Here is a 16,433-nt window from a genome sequence, read left to right on the forward strand (position 1 = left end):
GTGCGTACCTTTGAGCAGTGGTCCGCAGATCGGGCCCGGAGCCGCGAGGAGGACCATGGCCGCCACGACCCGGATCTCCGACGTCGCGACCGCGGCCGGGGTCTCGGTGGGCACCGTCTCGAACGTGCTCAACCGGCCCCACCTGGTCACGGCCAACACCCGCGACCGCGTCACCGCGGCGATCGAGAGCCTGGGCTTCGTCCGAAACGAATCGGCTCGCCAGCTGCGCGCCGGGTCCAGCCGGGCGATCGGGCTCGTGGTGATCGATGCGGCGAACCCGTTCTTCGCCGATGTCGCCCGAGGCGTCGAGGACTGCGTGGACGACGTCGGCGGCGTGGTCCTGCTCGGCAACAGCGGCGGCGAGGAGGCCCGCGAACGCCGCTACCTGGAGCACTTCGAGGAGCAGCGGGTGCGGGGCGTGCTGATCGCTCCGCTGACCGATGTCGCCCCACCACTGGGCGCGCTCGCGCGGCTGGGGATCCCCGTGGTCTTCCTCGACCGGAACGCCGAGGACCTCGCACATTCGTCGGTCTCCGTCGATGACGTCGCCGGCGGGCGGATCGCCACGGAGCACCTGATCGCCCAGGGCCACCGGCGGGTCGCGTTCGTCGGCGGGCCATCCACGTTGCGCCAGGTCCGTGATCGGCGGCAGGGGGCCGAAGAGGTCGTCGCCGGGACCGCCGACGCGAGCCTGCTCGCCATCTCCACCCGTGGCCTCACCGTGGCTTCCGGTCGGCAGGCGGCGGACGACCTGGTGGCCATGCCCGCCGAGGTGCGTCCCACGGCCGTGTTCGCGGCGAACGACCTGATTGCGATCGGCCTGCTGCAGGGGGCGCTGGCCCTGGGGCTGCAGGTTCCCCGCGACCTGGCCATCGTCGGGTACGACGACATCGAGTTCGCGGCGGCTGCGGCCGTTCCGCTGTCCTCGGTGCGCCAGCCGCGCGTCGAGCTCGGTCGCCGCGGCGCCGAGCTGCTCTTCGAGGAGCTCGCGGCGCTCGAGTCCGGACGCAAGGTCAAGCACCAGCACGTCCGCTTCAAGCCGGAGCTGGTCGTCCGACTCTCGTCCGCCTAGCACCCCGCCCGCCCCGGATCGTGACGGGACGGGCGGGACGGGCTGACGAGAAGGCGTGGTCCGTCAGACCCAGGGAGAGTCGATCTCGAACTCGTCGGCGACGGACTTGATCTCCGCGCGGGTCAGCCCCTCGGCCCGGCCACCGGCGACGATGTCCATGTACTCGTACTTGGCCCCCGTCTCGGCGTACTCGATGCGGTCCACCGCGCGCGTCACCGACAGGTCCGAGCGGGACATGACGCCGTGCTTGGACCACACGACGATCTCGAAGTCGCGCAGGCCCTCGACGTTGGCGGCCATCATGCCCTCCGAGCCCGGGACGAAGAACGGCAGCACGCCCACACCCTGGGACAGCGCCACGATGCTCTCGGGCTCCCAGCGCAGGATCTTGGCGTTGAGGGCCGCGGTGTCTCGGTACGCCGGGATGTGCGACAGGTAGGTCAGGTGCGGCGGCTGTGCGTGCACCACGGCCTGGAAGTCCACGCCGCGCCGGGAGACCTGGTCCTGGTGGACGGCCAGGTGGGAGTTGAACTCGCTGGTCAGCTTCTCGAACTGGCGCCGCGGCGAGGTGTACAGGGTCGCGGTGAGCCCGTCGGAGCTGATCCGCAGCGCGCCGACGGCGGCCAGCGGGTCGTCGTGGATCTGGCGCAGCCGCCGACCGGAGCCGGTCACGAGCATGCTCTTGCCCGCCAGGGCCGGAGCGGCCAGCGGCAGGGTGATCTCGGACTCGATCGGAAAGCGGCGGCGCAGCTCGATGTCCCAGCCGATGTAGACCGAGATGTTGCCGGCGCCGGCCTCGGAGGCGTCGATCTCGCTGATCCGGGAGCCACCGGCGCCCATCGATTCGAGGAGCTCGTCAAGCTCGGGAAAGGGCTCGTGCAGGGGCATTGTTCTCTCTCCTTTGTGCGGTGATCGGTGCTGGTGCGGTGTGATCGGTGCTGGTGCGGTGTGATCGGTGCTGGTGCGGTCGTGAAGGCTGGTGCGGTCGTCAGTGCCACAGGGTGCGCTCGGCCGCGTCCCACGCGGCCTCGCTCCCGGTGGGTTCCCACCGGGTCAGGTCGGACGAGGCTGCGACGACCTCGCGGATGGCAGGCAGGCCGCCGGGCAGTGCCCCGGTCGCCCAGGCCTGGACCAGCAGGTTGCCCATCGCGGTGCCCTCGACGGGCCCGGCGACCACGGGCAGCCCCGTCGCGTCGGCGGTCAGCTGGCAGAGCAGACGGTTGCGTGCCCCGCCACCGACCACATGCACGACGTCGATCTGGCGTCCCGACAGGTCGGCGGCCTGGCGGATCGCGCGCCGGTAGCCCAGGGCCAGGGAGTCCAGGATGCAGCGGACCGTGGCGGCCTCGTCGGCCGGCGGGCGCTGGCCGGTGCGCCGGGCGGCGGCGGCGATCCGGGCGGGCATGTCCCCCGGCGGGGTGAACGCCGGGTCGTCGACGTCGACCACGCACGCCAGCGGCGACACGTGCGCCGCGGCCGCGAGCAGCGCGACGAGGTCGGCCGGTCGTCCCTGGGCTGCCCAGGTCCGCAGCGACTCGGACAGCAGCCACAGCCCCGCGACGTTGCGCAGGTAGCGCACCGTGCCGTCCACGCCCAGCTCGTTGGTGAAGTTCGCCGCCCGACTGGCCTCGCTGAGCACCGGGGCGGCAAGCTCGACGCCCACCAGCGACCACGTGCCCGAGGAGATGTACGCGGCCCGGGCGGGGTCCATCGGCACCGCGGCGACGGCCGAGGCGGTGTCGTGCGAACCGACCGCGACCAGCTCGGTGCCGGCCAGGGCGAGCTCGGCAGCCAGGTGCGGGCGCAGCGGACCGAGCACGTGGCCGGGCGCGACGAGCGGTGCGAGCAGCGGGCCGGCGTCGACCCCGGTCGCCGCGGACAGGGCGGCCACGGCGCGCGCGCTCCAGGTGCGGGTCGTGGCGTCCAGCAGGCCGGTGGTCGAGGCGTTCGTCAGCTCGGTGACCTCCACCCCGGCGAGCCAGTACCCGAGCAGGTCCGGCATGAGCAGCATCCGCCGGGCCGCGGCGAGCTGGGCGGTGCCGGCCGTCGCCCCGAGCTGGAAGATCGTGTTGAACGGCTGGAACTGCACCCCGGTCAGGGCGTAGAGCTCGGCCGGGGGCAGCTCCGCGAAGACCCGCTCGGGCACTCCGCTCGTGCGCTCGTCGCGGTAGTGGACCGGGTTGCCGAGCAGGGCGCCGTCGGCGTCCAGCAGGCCGTGGTCGACCGCCCAGGTGTCGATGCCCACCGAGCGCACCGGACCGTGCTCGTGCCCAGCGACCCGCAGCCCGGCCAGCACCCCGCGCCACAGGCGCAGCACGTCCCAGCGCAGCGCCGTCCGATCGCCCGCCGGCACGCTCACGGGCCGGTTGGCGAACCGGGACGCCTCGACCGTGTGCAGCCGTCCGTCGGCCAGGTGCCCGACGAGCACCCGCCCGCTGGACGCCCCGAGGTCGACGGCGGCGAAGCTCTCGGTCGTCGGCGCGGATGTCGGGGACGCGGATTTCGGGGACATCGCGGTCAGGCGCCCCAGCCGGCCTGGGTGCCCCCGACGCGCTCGTCGGCGATCGTGCCCAGGTAGCCGCTGGCCGCGAACGCCGCCATCGGGTCGGCCGGCAGGCCGCGGTCCTCGCGATACGCCGCGAGCATCGGGCGCACGTCGGTGTAGAACGCGTCCATGAACACGGCGTTCGCGCCGAGCACGTCGTTGGCCTCCTGCGCGGCGACCAGGGCGTCCGAGTCGATCAGCAGCGCGCGGGCGACCATCTCCTGGACGTTGAGCACCGAGCGGATCTGCCCGGGGATCTTGTCCTCGACGTTGTGGCACTGGTCGAGCATCAGCGCGACGCCGCCGGCCGGGTCCAGGCCGCCGCCACGGACCACCTCGACGATGATCCGGAACAGCTGGAACGGGTCTGCGGCCCCCACGATGAGGTCGTCGTCGGCATAGAACCGGGAGTTGAAGTCGAACGAGCCGAGCTTCCCGAGCCGCAGCAGCTGGGCGACGATGAACTCGATGTTGGTGCCCGGCGCGTGGTGGCCGGTGTCCAGGCACACCAGCGCCCGCTCCCCCAGCGCGCTCACGTGCGCGTACGAGGTGCCCCAGTCCGGGACGTCCATGTGATAGAAGGACGGCTCGAAGAACTTGTACTCCAGCACCATCCGCTGCTGCGCCCCGAGCCGGTCGTAGATCTCCCGCAGCGACTGCGCCAGGTGGTCCTGGCGACGGCGCATGTCCGACTGCCCCGGGTAGTTGGTGCCGTCGGCGAGCCAGATCTTCAGGTCCCGCGACCCGGTCGCGTCCATGACGTCGAGGCACTCGAAGTGATGGTCGATCGCCTTGCGCCGGACGCCGGCGTCGAGCGAGGCGAGCGAGCCGAACTTGTACGCCTCGTCCTGGAAGGTGTTGGAGTTCACGGTGCCCAGGGCCAGGCCGAGGTCGCCGGCGAAGCGGGCCAGCGCGGCGTAGTCGTCCGTCGTGTCCCACGGGATGTGCAGCGCGACGCTCGGGGCGAGCCCGGTGAAGGCGTGCACCTGGGCGGCGTCGGCGATCTTCTCCTGCACGGTGCGCGGCGTGCCCGGCGTGGAGAAGACCCGGAACCGTGTCCCGGAGTTGCCATAGGCCCACGACGGGACCTCGATGGACAGGGAGTCGAGACGGGCCAGCGCCCGGTCAGGAAGGCTCACAGCGGAAACCCTTCGGCATTGAATCGATTCACGGTCTGATCAGAGTAGCACCTGGCCTCGGCGCCGCAAGCCCCTGCGTCGGCGCGAGGCCCCGCGCCGACGCGAGACCCCGCGCAGCACCGAACCCCGTCGAGGCCGCCCACCAGGGGGCACACCTCGCCGGGATCCGGGCCGGGGACGGCTAGAACACCGAGCGGTACAGCGCCTCGATCTCGGCGACGCTCGCCGGGCGGGGGTTGCCGCCCGCGCAGACGTCGTCGAACGCCGACTGCGCCAGGGCAGGCAGGTCCGCCTCGGTGGCGCCGACCTCGCGCAGCGTGGTCGGGTTGCCGAGCTCCCGGGTCAAGGTGGCGACGGCCTCGACCGCGGCCGCGCGGACCTCCGCCAGCGGGGCCGTGGCCGCACCCTCGACGCCGAACGCCGCGGCGATGTCGCGGAACCGCTCCCCCGTCGACTCGGCGTTGAACGCCATCACGGGTGCCAGCAGGATGCCGTTGGCCACCCCGTGCGGCGCGGAGTAGAACGCGCCCAGCGGGTGCGCCATCGCGTGGACCAGACCGAGCCCCACGTTGGAGTAGCCCATCCCCGCGACGTACTGGGCCAGCGCCATCCGGTCGGCCGCCGCCGGGTCGCCGTCGGCCGAGGCCTTGAGGGACGCGGCGATGACCTGGATCGCCTTGAGGTGGAACAGGTCCGACAGCTCCCACGCCCCGGCGGTGGTGTAGCCCTCGATCGCGTGCGTGAGCGCGTCCAGCCCGGTGGCGACCTTGAGGGAGCGCGGCGCGCTGGACATCATCTCGGAGTCGACCACGGCCATCACCGGGATGTCGTGCGGGTCGAAGCAGACGAACTTGCGCTGCCGCTCGACGTCGGTGATGACGTAGTTGATCGTCGTCTCCGAGGCCGTTCCGGCCGTCGTGGGCACCGCGATGATCGGCACGGACGGGTTCTTGGTGGCCGCACCGCCCTCGAGCGAGCGCACGTCGGCGAACTCCGGGTTGGCCACGATGATGCCGACGGCCTTGCAGGTGTCCTGCGGGGAACCACCACCCACGGCGATGAGCACGTCGGCGCCGCTCGCCTCGAACGCCTTCACGCCGGCCTGCACGTTGGCGATCGGCGGGTTGGGCAGCACGTCCGAGTAGACCTCGTAGGCAAAGCCGGCCGCGTCGAGCAGGTCGGTGACCCGCGCGGTCACGCCCGAGGAGACGAGCACGGCGTCGGAGACGACCAGCGCCTTGGTGAAGCCACGTCGCGCGAGCTCGTCGGGGATCACCGAGATGGATCCCGCGCCGAAGTACGCCGTCTGGTTCCAGATCATCCGCTGTGCCACGTCGCCACTCTCCTCGTGTCCAGGGCGACGTCGTTGCCGCCAGGTGAATCGTTTCACGCCATCCGGTGCGCCGCCATCGGACCAAGGTCCCCGGCCGAGCGGGCCGGCCTCGGGCAGCACCGGCCGGCCGTCGGACATCACGATCCGGTACCGATCCGCGCAACCGTTCGCGGCACCGCCACCCAGGCGCTAGACACGGAACAAGGCCCGCGAAACTCAGGACCGAAGTCCCTGGCTCGACGACGCAGATGCCCCCGTTCAACTGTTGACTTCCCCAGCAGTCGCCTCTTAGGATCGCCTCAGACGCTTGAAACGATTCATGCCTCAATGGAGAGGAATGTCCCGATGGTGACCGACGACCAGGACCCCGGTCCAGACGTAGTGCCCGCCCTGTCGCTGACCGGCGCGGCCAAGACCTTCGGACCGGTCGTGGCCCTGGCGGACGGGACGATCGAGCTCCGCGCCGGTGAGATCCACGCGCTCGTCGGGGAGAACGGCGCCGGCAAGTCGACGCTCGTCAAGATCCTCGCCGGCGTGTACCACCCCGACGCGGGCCAGTTCAGCGTCGGGGGCGCGCCGGTGGCGTTCCGCAGCGTGGCCGACAGCAAGGCGGCGGGGATCTCGGTCATCTATCAGGAGCCCACCCTCTTCCCGGACCTGACCGTCGCGGAGAACATCTTCATCGGCCGGCAGCCCACCGGCTCGCTCGGTCTGATCAGCCGCACGCGGATGCGGCAGGAGGCACGGAACCTGTTCGCCCAGCTCGGCGTGCCGATCGATCCGGACCGCCTCGCGGAGGGGCTGTCGATCGCGGACCAGCAGATCATCGAGATCGCCAAGGCGATCTCGCTCGACGCACGCGTGCTCGTCATGGACGAACCCACCGCGGCCCTGAGCGGCGTCGAGGTGGACCGGCTGTTCACCGTCGCACGGGGGCTTCGCGACAAGGGCGCCGGGATCCTGTTCATCTCGCACCGCTTCGACGAGGTCTTCGACCTCACCGATCGCATCACCGTCATGCGGGACGGGCGGTACATCGCCACGCACACGACCGCCGACGTCACCGTCTCGGAGATCGTCCGCGAGATGGTCGGGCGCGACGTCGCCCAGCTGTTCCCGAAGGTGGCGGCCCAGATCGGCCCGGTGGTGCTCCGTGTCGCGGGGCTGGGACGCGCGGGAGTCTTCACCGGCATCGACTTCGAGGTCCGCTCGGGCGAGATCGTGGCCCTTGCCGGCCTGGTCGGAGCCGGCCGGACGGAGGTGGCGCGCGCGGTGTTCGGCATCGATCCGTACGACACCGGCTCGGTCGAGCTCCTCGGGCACCGCCTGCGCCCGCACGACCCCCAGGCCTCGATCGACGCCGGCATGGGCTTCGTCCCGGAGGACCGCCGCAAGCAGGGCCTGGTGATGGAGCTGTCCGTGGCCGGCAACGCCACCCTGACCCTGCGCAACGCCCTGGCCCGGTTCGGCCTCATCAGCGGCTCGCGGGAACGCGCGGCGGCCGAGGAGTGGACGAAGCGCCTGCACGTGAAGGTCGGGTCGCAGGAGTACGCCGCCTCGACGCTCTCGGGCGGCAACCAGCAGAAGCTCGTGCTGGCCAAGTGGCTCGCGACCGAACCGACGTTCCTCATCGTCGACGAACCGACCCGCGGGATCGACATCGGCACCAAGTCCGAGGTCCATCGCCTGCTCTCGGATCTGGCCGGGCGCGGGATCGCCATCCTCATGATCTCCTCCGAGCTCCCCGAGGTCCTCGGCATGGCCGATCGCGTGCTCGTCATGCGCGAAGGGCGCATCACCGCCGACCTCGTCCGCGACGAGGCCACCCCCGAGAGCGTCATGCACGCCGCGACCGCGGCATTGGAGGCGTCACAGTGACTGCGACCACCGTCCAGACCGAGCCGAGCCGGTCGGGACCGCCCGGCCTGCTCCGGACCCGGGAGATGCCGGTCGCGCTGGCGCTCATCGCGCTCGTGCTGTTCACCTACCTGAACAACTCCCGCTTCCTCAGCGCCCAGGGCATCAAGGACCTCCTGCTCAACTCGACGATCATCGTGATCCTCGCCGTCGGCCAGGCCCTGGTGATCATCACCCGCAACGTCGACCTGTCGGTCGGCTCGATCCTGGGCCTCGTCGCCTTCGCCACCGGCACCCTCTTCGCCACGGTGTCGGGCATCCCGATCGTGGTCGTCTTCCTCGCCGGCATGGCGCTCGGCGCCGCGCTGGGGGCGATCAACGGCCTGCTGGTGACGGCGGCGAAGGTCCCCGCGCTCGTGATCACCCTCGGCACGCTCTACATCTACCGCGGGCTGAACAACGCATGGGCGGGCGGAAAGCAGTACTTCGCCGACGACCGGCCCGCCGCCTTCGGTGCCCTGTCGACGACACCGTGCTCGGGTTCCCGGTCATCACCCTCCTGGCGATCGTGGTCGTGGCCGTCGTGGCCGTGTACATGCGCGGCACCCGGCCCGGTCGTGACCTCTACGCGATCGGTTCCGACCCCGACGCCGCGCACCTCTTCGGCATCCCGGTCGGACGCCGCGTCTTCCTCGCGTTCGTGACCAACGGGGTCCTCGCCGGGCTTGCCGGGGTGCTCTACGCGAGCCGGTTCAACTCGGTCGGCGCCACCACCGGGACCGGTCTCGAGCTCGACATCGTCGCGGCCGCCGTCGTCGGCGGTGTGGCCATCTTCGGGGGCAGCGGCTCGGTGGTCGGCGCCGCGATCGGCGCCGTGCTGCTGACCACGATCACCAGCGCCCTGACCGCACTGCGGGTCGACAAGTTCTGGCAGCAGGCGATCGTCGGCCTGCTGATCCTCGCCGCCATCATCATCGACCGGGTCGCGAGCCTGCGCACCGCGAAGAAGCTCCGAGTAAGCGAGGCTCGCAATGTCTGACGCCATGACCACGGCCCCCGCCTTCGACACCACGAAGACCCTGACCGAGGAGGCCACCGGCCGGACCGGGCTCGCCCGGATCCTGCTCGGGCGCGACGCCATCATGATCTACCTCGTCCTGGCCTTCATCCTCTACGCCAGCCTCACGATCCCGCGGTTCGCAACCCCGGTCACGGTCGGCTTCCTGCTGCTCGACGTCGTCCCCGTGCTGCTCATCGCCATGCCGATGACCCTGGTCATCATCACCGGCGAGATCGACCTGTCGGTGGCCAGCATCGCCGGTCTGACCAGCGCACTGATGGGGGTGCTCTGGGCCGACGGTCTCGACATCGCCCTCGTGCTGATCATCGGGCTGCTGGCCGGCATGCTCGCCGGCGCGTTCAACGGCTTCCTCGTCGCGGTCGTCGGCCTGCCCTCGCTCGCCGTGACCATCGGCACCCTCGCGCTGTTCCGGGGGCTCGCCCTGGTGGTCATCGGGGACAACGCCGTGGCCAACTTCCCGCCCGGCCTGACCACGTTCTTCACCTCGAAGCTCGGCGCGACGGGGATCCCGACCGTGATGATCGGCGTGGTGGTGGTCGCGCTCTTCTTCGGCGTCCTGCTGCACTTCACGCCATTCGGCCGCGGCCTGTATGCGCTCGGCTTCAGCAAGGAGGCGGCCAGGTTCGTCGGCATCAAGGTCGCCCGGTCCAAGTTCTGGCTGTACGTCGGCACCGGCACCATCTCCGCGCTCGCCGGGATCTTCTGGACCCTGCGCTACTCGAGCGCGCGCAGCGACAACGCCAGCGGGCTCGAGCTCACCGTGATCGCCGCCGTCCTGCTCGGGGGCGTGTCGATCTTCGGCGGGAAGGGCTCGATCCCGGGCGTGCTCGCCGGCGTGATGCTGATCGGCACGATCAACTTCTCCCTGCGCCTGACCCGCGTCTCGGACGTCATCCTCATCATCGTCACCGGCACGCTCCTGATCGTCTCGGTCGTCGGACCGAGCATCTTCGGAGCGATCCAGCAGTGGCGGCACGACCGCAGGGTCCGCAAGGCCCTCCCCACCCTTCCCTAGGCAACAGGCCTCGGGAGTCAGCACGCCTCACTGGGCGTCCAAGAAAGGAAATGACAATGCAGTCACTTCGTCCTCTTGCTCGCAGAGGCAAGGCCACCCGTCGCGTCACGTCGGTCGCCGCCATCGCGGCAGCCCTCGCCCTGCTGGCTGCCTGCTCGTCCGGCGGCGACTCCGACGAGACCAGCGGCTCGGGCGGCGGGGGCGGTGAAGACCTCACCATCACCTTCATCCCCAAGCAGCTCAACAACCCGTACACCGACGTCGTCCTCGGCGGCGGCGAAGAGGGCGCCACCGCGGCCGGCTTCGCCGACACCCAGGTGGTCGGCCCGCTCGAGGCCAGCGCCTCCAGCCAGGTCTCCTTCATCAACGCCGAGACGCAGGCGGGCACCAACGTCATCGTCATCGCCGCGAACGACCCCGACGCCGTCGGGCCCGCGCTCGAAGAGGCACGGACGGCCGGCGCCAAGATCGTCGCGTTCGACTCGGACACCAACCCGAAGTACCGCGACGTGTTCATCAGCCAGGTCGTCGCCAAGGAGGTGGCGCTGATCCAGACCAAGCTCATCTCCGAGCAGATCGGCGGCGCGGGCGAGATCGCCATCCTCTCGGCGACGGCGAACGCGACCAACCAGAACGAGTGGATCAAGTTCATGGAGGAGGACCTCGCCGCCAACTACCCCGACATCACGCTCGTGGCGAAGGTGTACGGCGACGACGACGACACCAAGTCGTTCCAGGAGGCCCAGGGCCTGCTGCAGGCCTACCCGAACCTCAAGGGCATCATCTCGCCCACCACGGTCGGCATCGCCGCCGCCGGCCGGTACCTGTCGACCTCGGAGTACAAGGGCAAGGTCGCGCTGACCGGGCTCGGCCTCCCGAACGAGATGCGCCCGTTCGTCAAGGACGGGACCGTCACCGCGTTCGCGCTCTGGGACCCGGCCCAGCTCGGGTACGTCGCCGCGTTCGCCGGCAAGGCGCTGGCGGACGGCACCATCACCGGCGCCGAGGGCGACACGTTCGAGGCCGGTGACCTGGGCGAGCGCACGGTCGGCCCGGACGGCATCGTGATCGTCGGCCCCCCGACGGTCTTCACCGCCGACAACATCGACGAGTACGACTTCTGAGCCGGTAGGGCTTCGAGGGTGGGGCGGGTGCCGGTGCACCCGCCCCAGCCCTCCACCCGCATCGACCCCTCCACCCGCATCGACCGTCTCTCGAGGTGAGAACGAATGACTGCCGAGATCCACCGTTCGGCGAGCGACCTGCTCAAGCCGAAGGCGCGTCGGCGCACGCGGATCGGCCTGGTCTCGGGCGGCCTCGGCGCGTACTGGCCGCAGTTCCCCGACCTGCTCCCCCAGCTGCAGGAGTCCGCCCGGTACGTCACCGCCCGGCTCGACGCCCTCGATGCCGACGTGGTCGACGCCGGGTTCGTCTCCGACGCCCGGGAGGCGGGGGTCGCCGCCGAGACGCTGCGCGCCGCCGACTGCGACCTCATCGTCATCTTCCTCGCCACCTACCTCACGTCCTCGATGGTGCTGCCGATCGCCCAGCGGGCCAAGACCCCGGTCCTCGTGATCGACCTGCAACCCACCGAGGCCATGGACCACGCCACGTTCGACACCGGCCGGTGGCTCGCGTACTGCGGGCAGTGCCCCGTGCCCGAGGTCGCCAACGTGTTCCGCCGTGCCGGCATCCCCTTCCGGTCCGTGTCCGGCTACCTCCGCCAGGAGTCCGCCTGGGACCGGATCGGCCGGTGGGTCCAGGCCGCGCACGTGCGCGCCACCCTGCGCACCGCCCGCCACGGCCTCATGGGCCACCTCTACCCGGGCATGCTCGACGTCTCCACCGACCTCACCACGGTCTCCACCACGTTCGGCTCGCACGTCGAGGTCCTCGAGTTCGACGACCTGCGGGTGCGCGTCGAGGAGGTCACCGACGCCCAGGTCGCCGAGCGGATGGACCTCGCCCGGGCGCTGTTCACCCTGGACGGCTCCGTGGTCGACGACGACTTCGCGTGGGGTGCGCGGGTCTCGGTCGGCCTGGACCGGCTCGTGGCCGACTTCGAGCTCGACACCCTCGCCTACTACCACCGCGGCCTCGCCGGCGAGCAGCACGAACGCCTCGGCGCCGGCATGATCCTCGGTGCCTCCATCCTCACCGCGCGCGGCATCCCGGCGGCCGGCGAGTACGAGCTGCGCACGTCGATCGCGATGCTCGCCGCCGGCGCGATCGGCGCGGGCGGGTCGTTCACCGAGATCCAGGCGCTGAACTTCCACGACGGCGTCGTGGAGATGGGCCACGACGGCCCCGCGCACCTGGCGGTCAGCGCGCAGCACCCGCTCCTGCGCGGCCTCGGAGTCTTCCATGGCAAGCGCGGGTGGGGGGTCTCGGTCGAGTTCGACGTCCGGCCCGGGCCGGTCACCACCTTCGGGATCGGCCAGGACCCCGACGGCAGCTACGTGTTCGTCACCTCCGAAGGAACCGTCGTGCCCGGCCCGCTCCTGGCGATCGGCAACACCACGTCCCGCGTCGACTTCGGCGGGGACCCCGGGGTCTGGGTCGACGAGTGGAGCCAGACCGGGACCGGCCACCACTGGGCCCTGTGCCTCGGCCACCGCGCCGCCGACCTGAAGGCCGCCGCCCACCTCCTCGGAATCGAGCACCGCCATGTCGCCCTCGTCTAGCGTCCCGGCCGGGCCGTCGAACCATCGGGTGTGCTTCCAGCTCCAGGTCCGCCCCGACCGGATGGCGGAATACCGCGAGCGGCACGCGGCGGTGTGGCCGGAGATGCTCCGCGCGCTGAAGGCGACCGGGTGGCACAACTACTCGCTGTTCCTGCGCGACGACGGGCTGCTGATCGGCTACCTCGAGACCGCGGACCTGGCCGCCGCGCAGGCCGCGATGGCCGCCACTGACGTCAACGCCCGGTGGCAGGCCCAGATGGCCGGCTTCTTCGCCGACCTCGACACGACGCCCGACGCCGGGTTCGTCGAGCTCACCGAGGTGTTCCACCTCGAAGACCAGCTCGCCGCCCTCGACGTGGCCGACTCTCCCGACCCCGGTCCGACGGAAGGACACCGCTCATGACCCTCACCCCGCAGGTCCTCGCCCAGCTCGAGGCCCAGACCATCGAGCTGCCCTCGTGGGCGTTCGGGAACTCCGGCACCCGGTTCCGGGTCTTCACCACGCCGGGCACGCCGCGCACGATCGAGGAGAAGATCGCCGATGCCGCCCAGGTGCACGCCGTCACCGGGCTCGCGCCGTCGGTCGCCCTGCACATCCCGTGGGACCGGGTCGACGACTACGCCGCGCTGGCCCGCTTCGCGCAGGACCAGGGCCTGACCCTGGGCACGGTGAACTCCAACACCTTCCAGGACGAGGCCTACAAGTTCGGGTCCCTGACGCACATCGACCCCGCCGTGCGCCGCAAGGCCATCGACCATCACTTCGAATGCCTCGAGATCATGGACACCACCGGATCTCGGGACCTGAAGATCTGGCTGGCCGACGGCACCAACTATCCCGGCCAGGGCGACCTCCGTGGCCGCCAGGACCGCCTCGCGGACTCCCTCGCGACCATCTACGCCCGCCTCGGCGCCGACCAGCGCCTCGTGCTGGAGTACAAGTTCTTCGAGCCGGCGTTCTACCACACGGACGTCCCCGACTGGGGCACCTCCTACGCCCAGGTCACCGCACTGGGCGACCGGGCGCTGGTCTGCCTCGACACCGGCCACCACGCGCCGGGCACCAACATCGAGTTCATCGTCGCCCAGCTGCTGCGCCTCGGGAAGCTCGGCTCGTTCGACTTCAACTCCCGCTTCTACGCCGACGACGACCTCATCGTGGGCGCCGCCGACCCGTTCCAGCTGTTCCGCATCCTGTACGAGGTCGTCCGCGGCGGCGGCCTCGACCCCGACAGCGGGGTCGCCTTCATGCTCGACCAGTGCCACAACGTCGAGGACAAGATCCCGGGCCAGATCCGCTCCGTGCTCAACGTCCAGGAGATGACCGCGCGGGTCCTGTCCGTCGACACCGAGGCCCTCACCCGCGCCCAGGACACCCACGACGTCCTCGGCGCCAACGGCATCCTCATGGACGCGTTCTACACCGACGTCCGGCCCGACCTTGCCGCCTGGCGCGAGTCTCGCGGGCTGCCCGCCGACCCCATGGCGGCGTTCGCCGCCTCGGGCTACCACCAGCAGGTGACCCGCGACCGGGTGGGTGGCACCCAGGCTGGCTGGGGCGCCTGACGAGCCTTGTCCCGATCACCCCAGCGTCCGACCCCGCCTTTCGCTGTCGAGCCGTCACGGCCCGACGCCCCGATCTCGTCAGCCCCCAGGAGCAGTCCATGACCACGAACCCCACCGCCGCCGCCCTCGTCGCGCGGTCCAACCGCCTCGGCGCCGATCCGAAGAACACCAACTACGCCGGTGGCAACACCTCAGCCAAGGGCACCGAGACCGACCCGGTCACGGGCGAACCGGTCGAGCTGCTCTGGGTGAAGGGCTCCGGCGGTGACCTCGGCACGCTGACCGAGGCCGGGCTCGCGGTGCTGCGCCTGGATCGCCTGCGTGCGCTCGTGGACGTGTACCCCGGGCTGGACCGCGAGGACGAGATGGTCGCCGCATTCGACTACACCCTGCACGGCAAGGGCGGGGCCGCGCCCTCGATCGACACCGCGATGCACGCCCTGGTCGACGCCGCGCACGTCGACCACCTGCACCCCGACTCCGGCATCGCGATCGCCACGGCCGCCGACGGCGAGGCGCTGACCGCCACCATCTTCGGCGACCGCGTCGCCTGGGTGCCGTGGCGCCGGCCCGGCTTCCAGCTCGGCCTGGACATCGCGGCGATCAAGGCCGCGAACCCGGCCGCGATCGGCTGCGTCCTCGGCGGCCACGGCATCACCGCGTGGGGCGCCACGAGCGAGGAGGCGGAGGCGAGCTCGCTGTGGATCATCGACACCGCCGCCGCGTACATCGCCGCGCACTCCACGCCCGAGCCGTTCGGTGCCGAGCTGGCCGGGTTCGCGGCCCTGCCCGAGACGATCCGCCGCGCCAAGGCCGCCGCGCTCGCGCCCACGATCCGCGGCCTGGTCTCCACCGACCGGGCTCAGGTCGGCCACTTCACCGACGCACCCGAGGTCCTCGACTTCCTCACCCGCGCCGAGCACCCGCGCCTGGCCGCGCTCGGTACGAGCTGCCCCGACCACTTCCTGCGCACCAAGGTCAAGCCGCTGCTGCTCGACCTCCCGGGCGACACCTCGGTCGAGGACTCGATCGCCCGCCTGCACGAGCTGCACGCCGCCTACCGGGCCGACTACCAGGGGTACTACGACCGCCACGCGACGCCCGACTCCCCCGCGATCCGCGGCGCGGACCCGCTGATCGTGCTGGTCCCCGGCGTGGGCATGTTCAGCTACGGCGCCACCAAGCAGACCGCGCGCGTGGCCGGGGAGTTCTACCTCAACGCGATCAACGTGATGCGGGGGGCCGAGGGCCTGTCGACCTACGCCCCGATCGACGAGGCGGAGAAGTTCCGGATCGAGTACTGGGCGCTGGAGGAGGCGAAGCTCGCGCGCCTGCCGAAGCCGAAGCCGCTCGCGACCCGGATCGCGCTCGTGACCGGCGCGGCGTCGGGCATCGGCAAGGCCATCGCCACCCGGCTCGCCGCCGAGGGCGCGTGCGTCGTGATCGCCGACCTCGACCTCACCAAGGCCCAGGACGCCGCGGCGGCGCTCGGCACGACCGACGTCGCCATCGGCATCCAGGCAGACGTCACCGATGAGGCCCAGGTGCAGGCCGCCGTCGACGCCTGCGTGCTCGCGTTCGGCGGCCTCGACCTCGTGGTCAACAACGCCGGGCTCTCGCTGAGCAAGTCCCTGCTCGAGACGACCGTCGCGGACTGGGACCTGCAGCACAACGTGATGGCCAAGGGCTCGTTCCTGGTGTCCCGGGCCGCGGCCCGCGTGCTGATCGACCAGAAGCTCGGCGGCGACATCGTGTACATCTCCTCGAAGAACTCGATCTTCGCCGGGCCGAACAACATCGCCTACTCCGCCACCAAGGCCGACCAGGCCCACCAGGTCCGGCTGCTGGCCGCCGAGCTCGGCGAGCACGGCGTCAAGGTCAACGGCATCAACCCCGACGGCGTCGTGCGCGGCTCGGGCATCTTCGCCGGCGGCTGGGGCGCCAAGCGCGCCGCCGTGTACGGCGTGGCCGAGGAGGACCTGGGCAAGTACTACGCGCAGCGCACCCTGCTCAAGCGCGAGGTGCTGCCCGAGAACGTGGCCAACGCGGTGTTCGTGCTGTGCTCGGCGGACCTCAGCCACACCACCGGGCTGCACATCCCGGTCGACGCCGGCGTCGCGGCCGCGTTCCTGCGATGACGG

At 71.2% G+C, this 16,433-nt stretch carries 14 protein-coding genes; 10 read left to right on the top strand and 4 right to left on the bottom strand.

What is annotated here, in order from left to right; genetic code table 11:
• Positions 1-55 precede the first annotated feature (55 nt).
• A complete protein-coding gene (locus EUA98_RS09725) occupies positions 56-1,072 on the top strand; it encodes a LacI family DNA-binding transcriptional regulator (protein WP_130102486.1) in 1,017 nt (338 codons plus the stop codon).
• Positions 1,073-1,135: 63 nt separating this feature from the next.
• Here the strand turns inward: EUA98_RS09725 and EUA98_RS09730 are convergent, their stop codons facing one another.
• The 4 genes from EUA98_RS09730 to fucO form a co-directional block, all read right to left on the bottom strand.
• A complete protein-coding gene (locus EUA98_RS09730) occupies positions 1,136-1,960 on the bottom strand; it encodes a class II aldolase/adducin family protein (protein WP_130102487.1) in 825 nt (274 codons plus the stop codon).
• A 100-nt stretch (positions 1,961-2,060) separates the two neighbouring features.
• Positions 2,061-3,584: a rhamnulokinase gene (locus tag EUA98_RS09735; protein WP_130102488.1), complete on the bottom strand. Its 1,524-nt coding sequence runs from the start codon at positions 3,582-3,584 to the stop codon at positions 2,061-2,063.
• A 5-nt stretch (positions 3,585-3,589) separates the two neighbouring features.
• Entirely contained in the window at positions 3,590-4,756 is a 1,167-nt protein-coding gene (gene rhaI / locus EUA98_RS09740; RefSeq protein ID WP_130102489.1) for an L-rhamnose isomerase, read from the bottom strand.
• Between the two features lie 181 nt (positions 4,757-4,937).
• A complete protein-coding gene (fucO, locus tag EUA98_RS09745) occupies positions 4,938-6,089 on the bottom strand; it encodes a lactaldehyde reductase (RefSeq protein WP_130102490.1) in 1,152 nt (383 codons plus the stop codon).
• 345 nt (positions 6,090-6,434) lie between these two features.
• On the opposite strand from fucO, the gene EUA98_RS09750 reads away from it, so the two are divergent.
• From EUA98_RS09750 to EUA98_RS09785, 9 genes are all read left to right on the top strand, one after another.
• Positions 6,435-7,967 (top strand): sugar ABC transporter ATP-binding protein, encoded by a 1,533-nt coding sequence (locus EUA98_RS09750; RefSeq protein WP_130102526.1) that lies wholly within the window; start codon positions 6,435-6,437, stop codon positions 7,965-7,967.
• Positions 7,964-8,650, top strand: a complete 687-nt coding sequence (locus tag EUA98_RS20440; protein WP_255424295.1) for an ABC transporter permease — start codon at positions 7,964-7,966, stop codon at positions 8,648-8,650. The genes EUA98_RS09750 and EUA98_RS20440 overlap by 4 nt, the downstream gene beginning before the upstream one ends.
• Positions 8,536-8,985 carry an ABC transporter permease gene (locus tag EUA98_RS20445; RefSeq protein ID WP_350339494.1) on the top strand — a complete coding sequence of 150 codons (450 nt, stop codon included), beginning with the start codon at positions 8,536-8,538 and terminating at the stop codon, positions 8,983-8,985. Before EUA98_RS20440 ends, EUA98_RS20445 begins: the two co-directional genes overlap by 115 nt.
• Before the next feature lie 4 nt (positions 8,986-8,989).
• A complete protein-coding gene (locus EUA98_RS09760) occupies positions 8,990-10,042 on the top strand; it encodes an ABC transporter permease (protein WP_242511376.1) in 1,053 nt (350 codons plus the stop codon).
• 56 nt (positions 10,043-10,098) lie between these two features.
• A complete protein-coding gene (rhaS, locus tag EUA98_RS09765; protein WP_130102492.1) occupies positions 10,099-11,166 on the top strand; it encodes a rhamnose ABC transporter substrate-binding protein in 1,068 nt (355 codons plus the stop codon).
• A gap of 105 nt (positions 11,167-11,271) precedes the next feature.
• Positions 11,272-12,726, top strand: a complete 1,455-nt coding sequence (locus tag EUA98_RS09770; protein WP_130102493.1) for an L-fucose/L-arabinose isomerase family protein — start codon at positions 11,272-11,274, stop codon at positions 12,724-12,726.
• Positions 12,710-13,129 (top strand): L-rhamnose mutarotase, encoded by a 420-nt coding sequence (locus tag EUA98_RS09775; RefSeq protein ID WP_130102494.1) that lies wholly within the window; start codon positions 12,710-12,712, stop codon positions 13,127-13,129. Before EUA98_RS09770 ends, EUA98_RS09775 begins: the two co-directional genes overlap by 17 nt.
• Positions 13,126-14,292, top strand: a complete 1,167-nt coding sequence (rhaI, locus tag EUA98_RS09780; RefSeq protein WP_130102495.1) for an L-rhamnose isomerase — start codon at positions 13,126-13,128, stop codon at positions 14,290-14,292. The genes EUA98_RS09775 and rhaI (EUA98_RS09780) overlap by 4 nt, the downstream gene beginning before the upstream one ends.
• 98 nt (positions 14,293-14,390) lie before the next feature.
• Positions 14,391-16,430 (top strand): bifunctional aldolase/short-chain dehydrogenase, encoded by a 2,040-nt coding sequence (locus EUA98_RS09785; RefSeq protein ID WP_130102496.1) that lies wholly within the window; start codon positions 14,391-14,393, stop codon positions 16,428-16,430.
• The last annotated feature ends 3 nt before the right edge of the window (positions 16,431-16,433 follow it).

This window comes from Pengzhenrongella frigida (assembly GCF_004168625.1).
GTDB lineage: Bacteria > Actinomycetota > Actinomycetes > Actinomycetales > Cellulomonadaceae > Pengzhenrongella > Pengzhenrongella frigida.

Coding starts and splice junctions, on each gene's coding strand:
- EUA98_RS09725 (WP_130102486.1), top strand. CDS start 56: ATGGCCGCCACGACCCGGATCTCCGACGTCGCGACCGCGGCCGGGGTC.
- EUA98_RS09730 (WP_130102487.1), bottom strand. CDS start 1,960: ATGCCCCTGCACGAGCCCTTTCCCGAGCTTGACGAGCTCCTCGAATCG.
- EUA98_RS09735 (WP_130102488.1), bottom strand. CDS start 3,584: ATGTCCCCGAAATCCGCGTCCCCGACATCCGCGCCGACGACCGAGAGC.
- EUA98_RS09750 (WP_130102526.1), top strand. CDS start 6,435: ATGGTGACCGACGACCAGGACCCCGGTCCAGACGTAGTGCCCGCCCTG.
- EUA98_RS09760 (WP_242511376.1), top strand. CDS start 8,990: ATGACCACGGCCCCCGCCTTCGACACCACGAAGACCCTGACCGAGGAG.
- rhaS (WP_130102492.1), top strand. CDS start 10,099: ATGCAGTCACTTCGTCCTCTTGCTCGCAGAGGCAAGGCCACCCGTCGC.
- EUA98_RS09770 (WP_130102493.1), top strand. CDS start 11,272: ATGACTGCCGAGATCCACCGTTCGGCGAGCGACCTGCTCAAGCCGAAG.
- EUA98_RS09775 (WP_130102494.1), top strand. CDS start 12,710: ATGTCGCCCTCGTCTAGCGTCCCGGCCGGGCCGTCGAACCATCGGGTG.
- rhaI (WP_130102495.1), top strand. CDS start 13,126: ATGACCCTCACCCCGCAGGTCCTCGCCCAGCTCGAGGCCCAGACCATC.
- EUA98_RS09785 (WP_130102496.1), top strand. CDS start 14,391: ATGACCACGAACCCCACCGCCGCCGCCCTCGTCGCGCGGTCCAACCGC.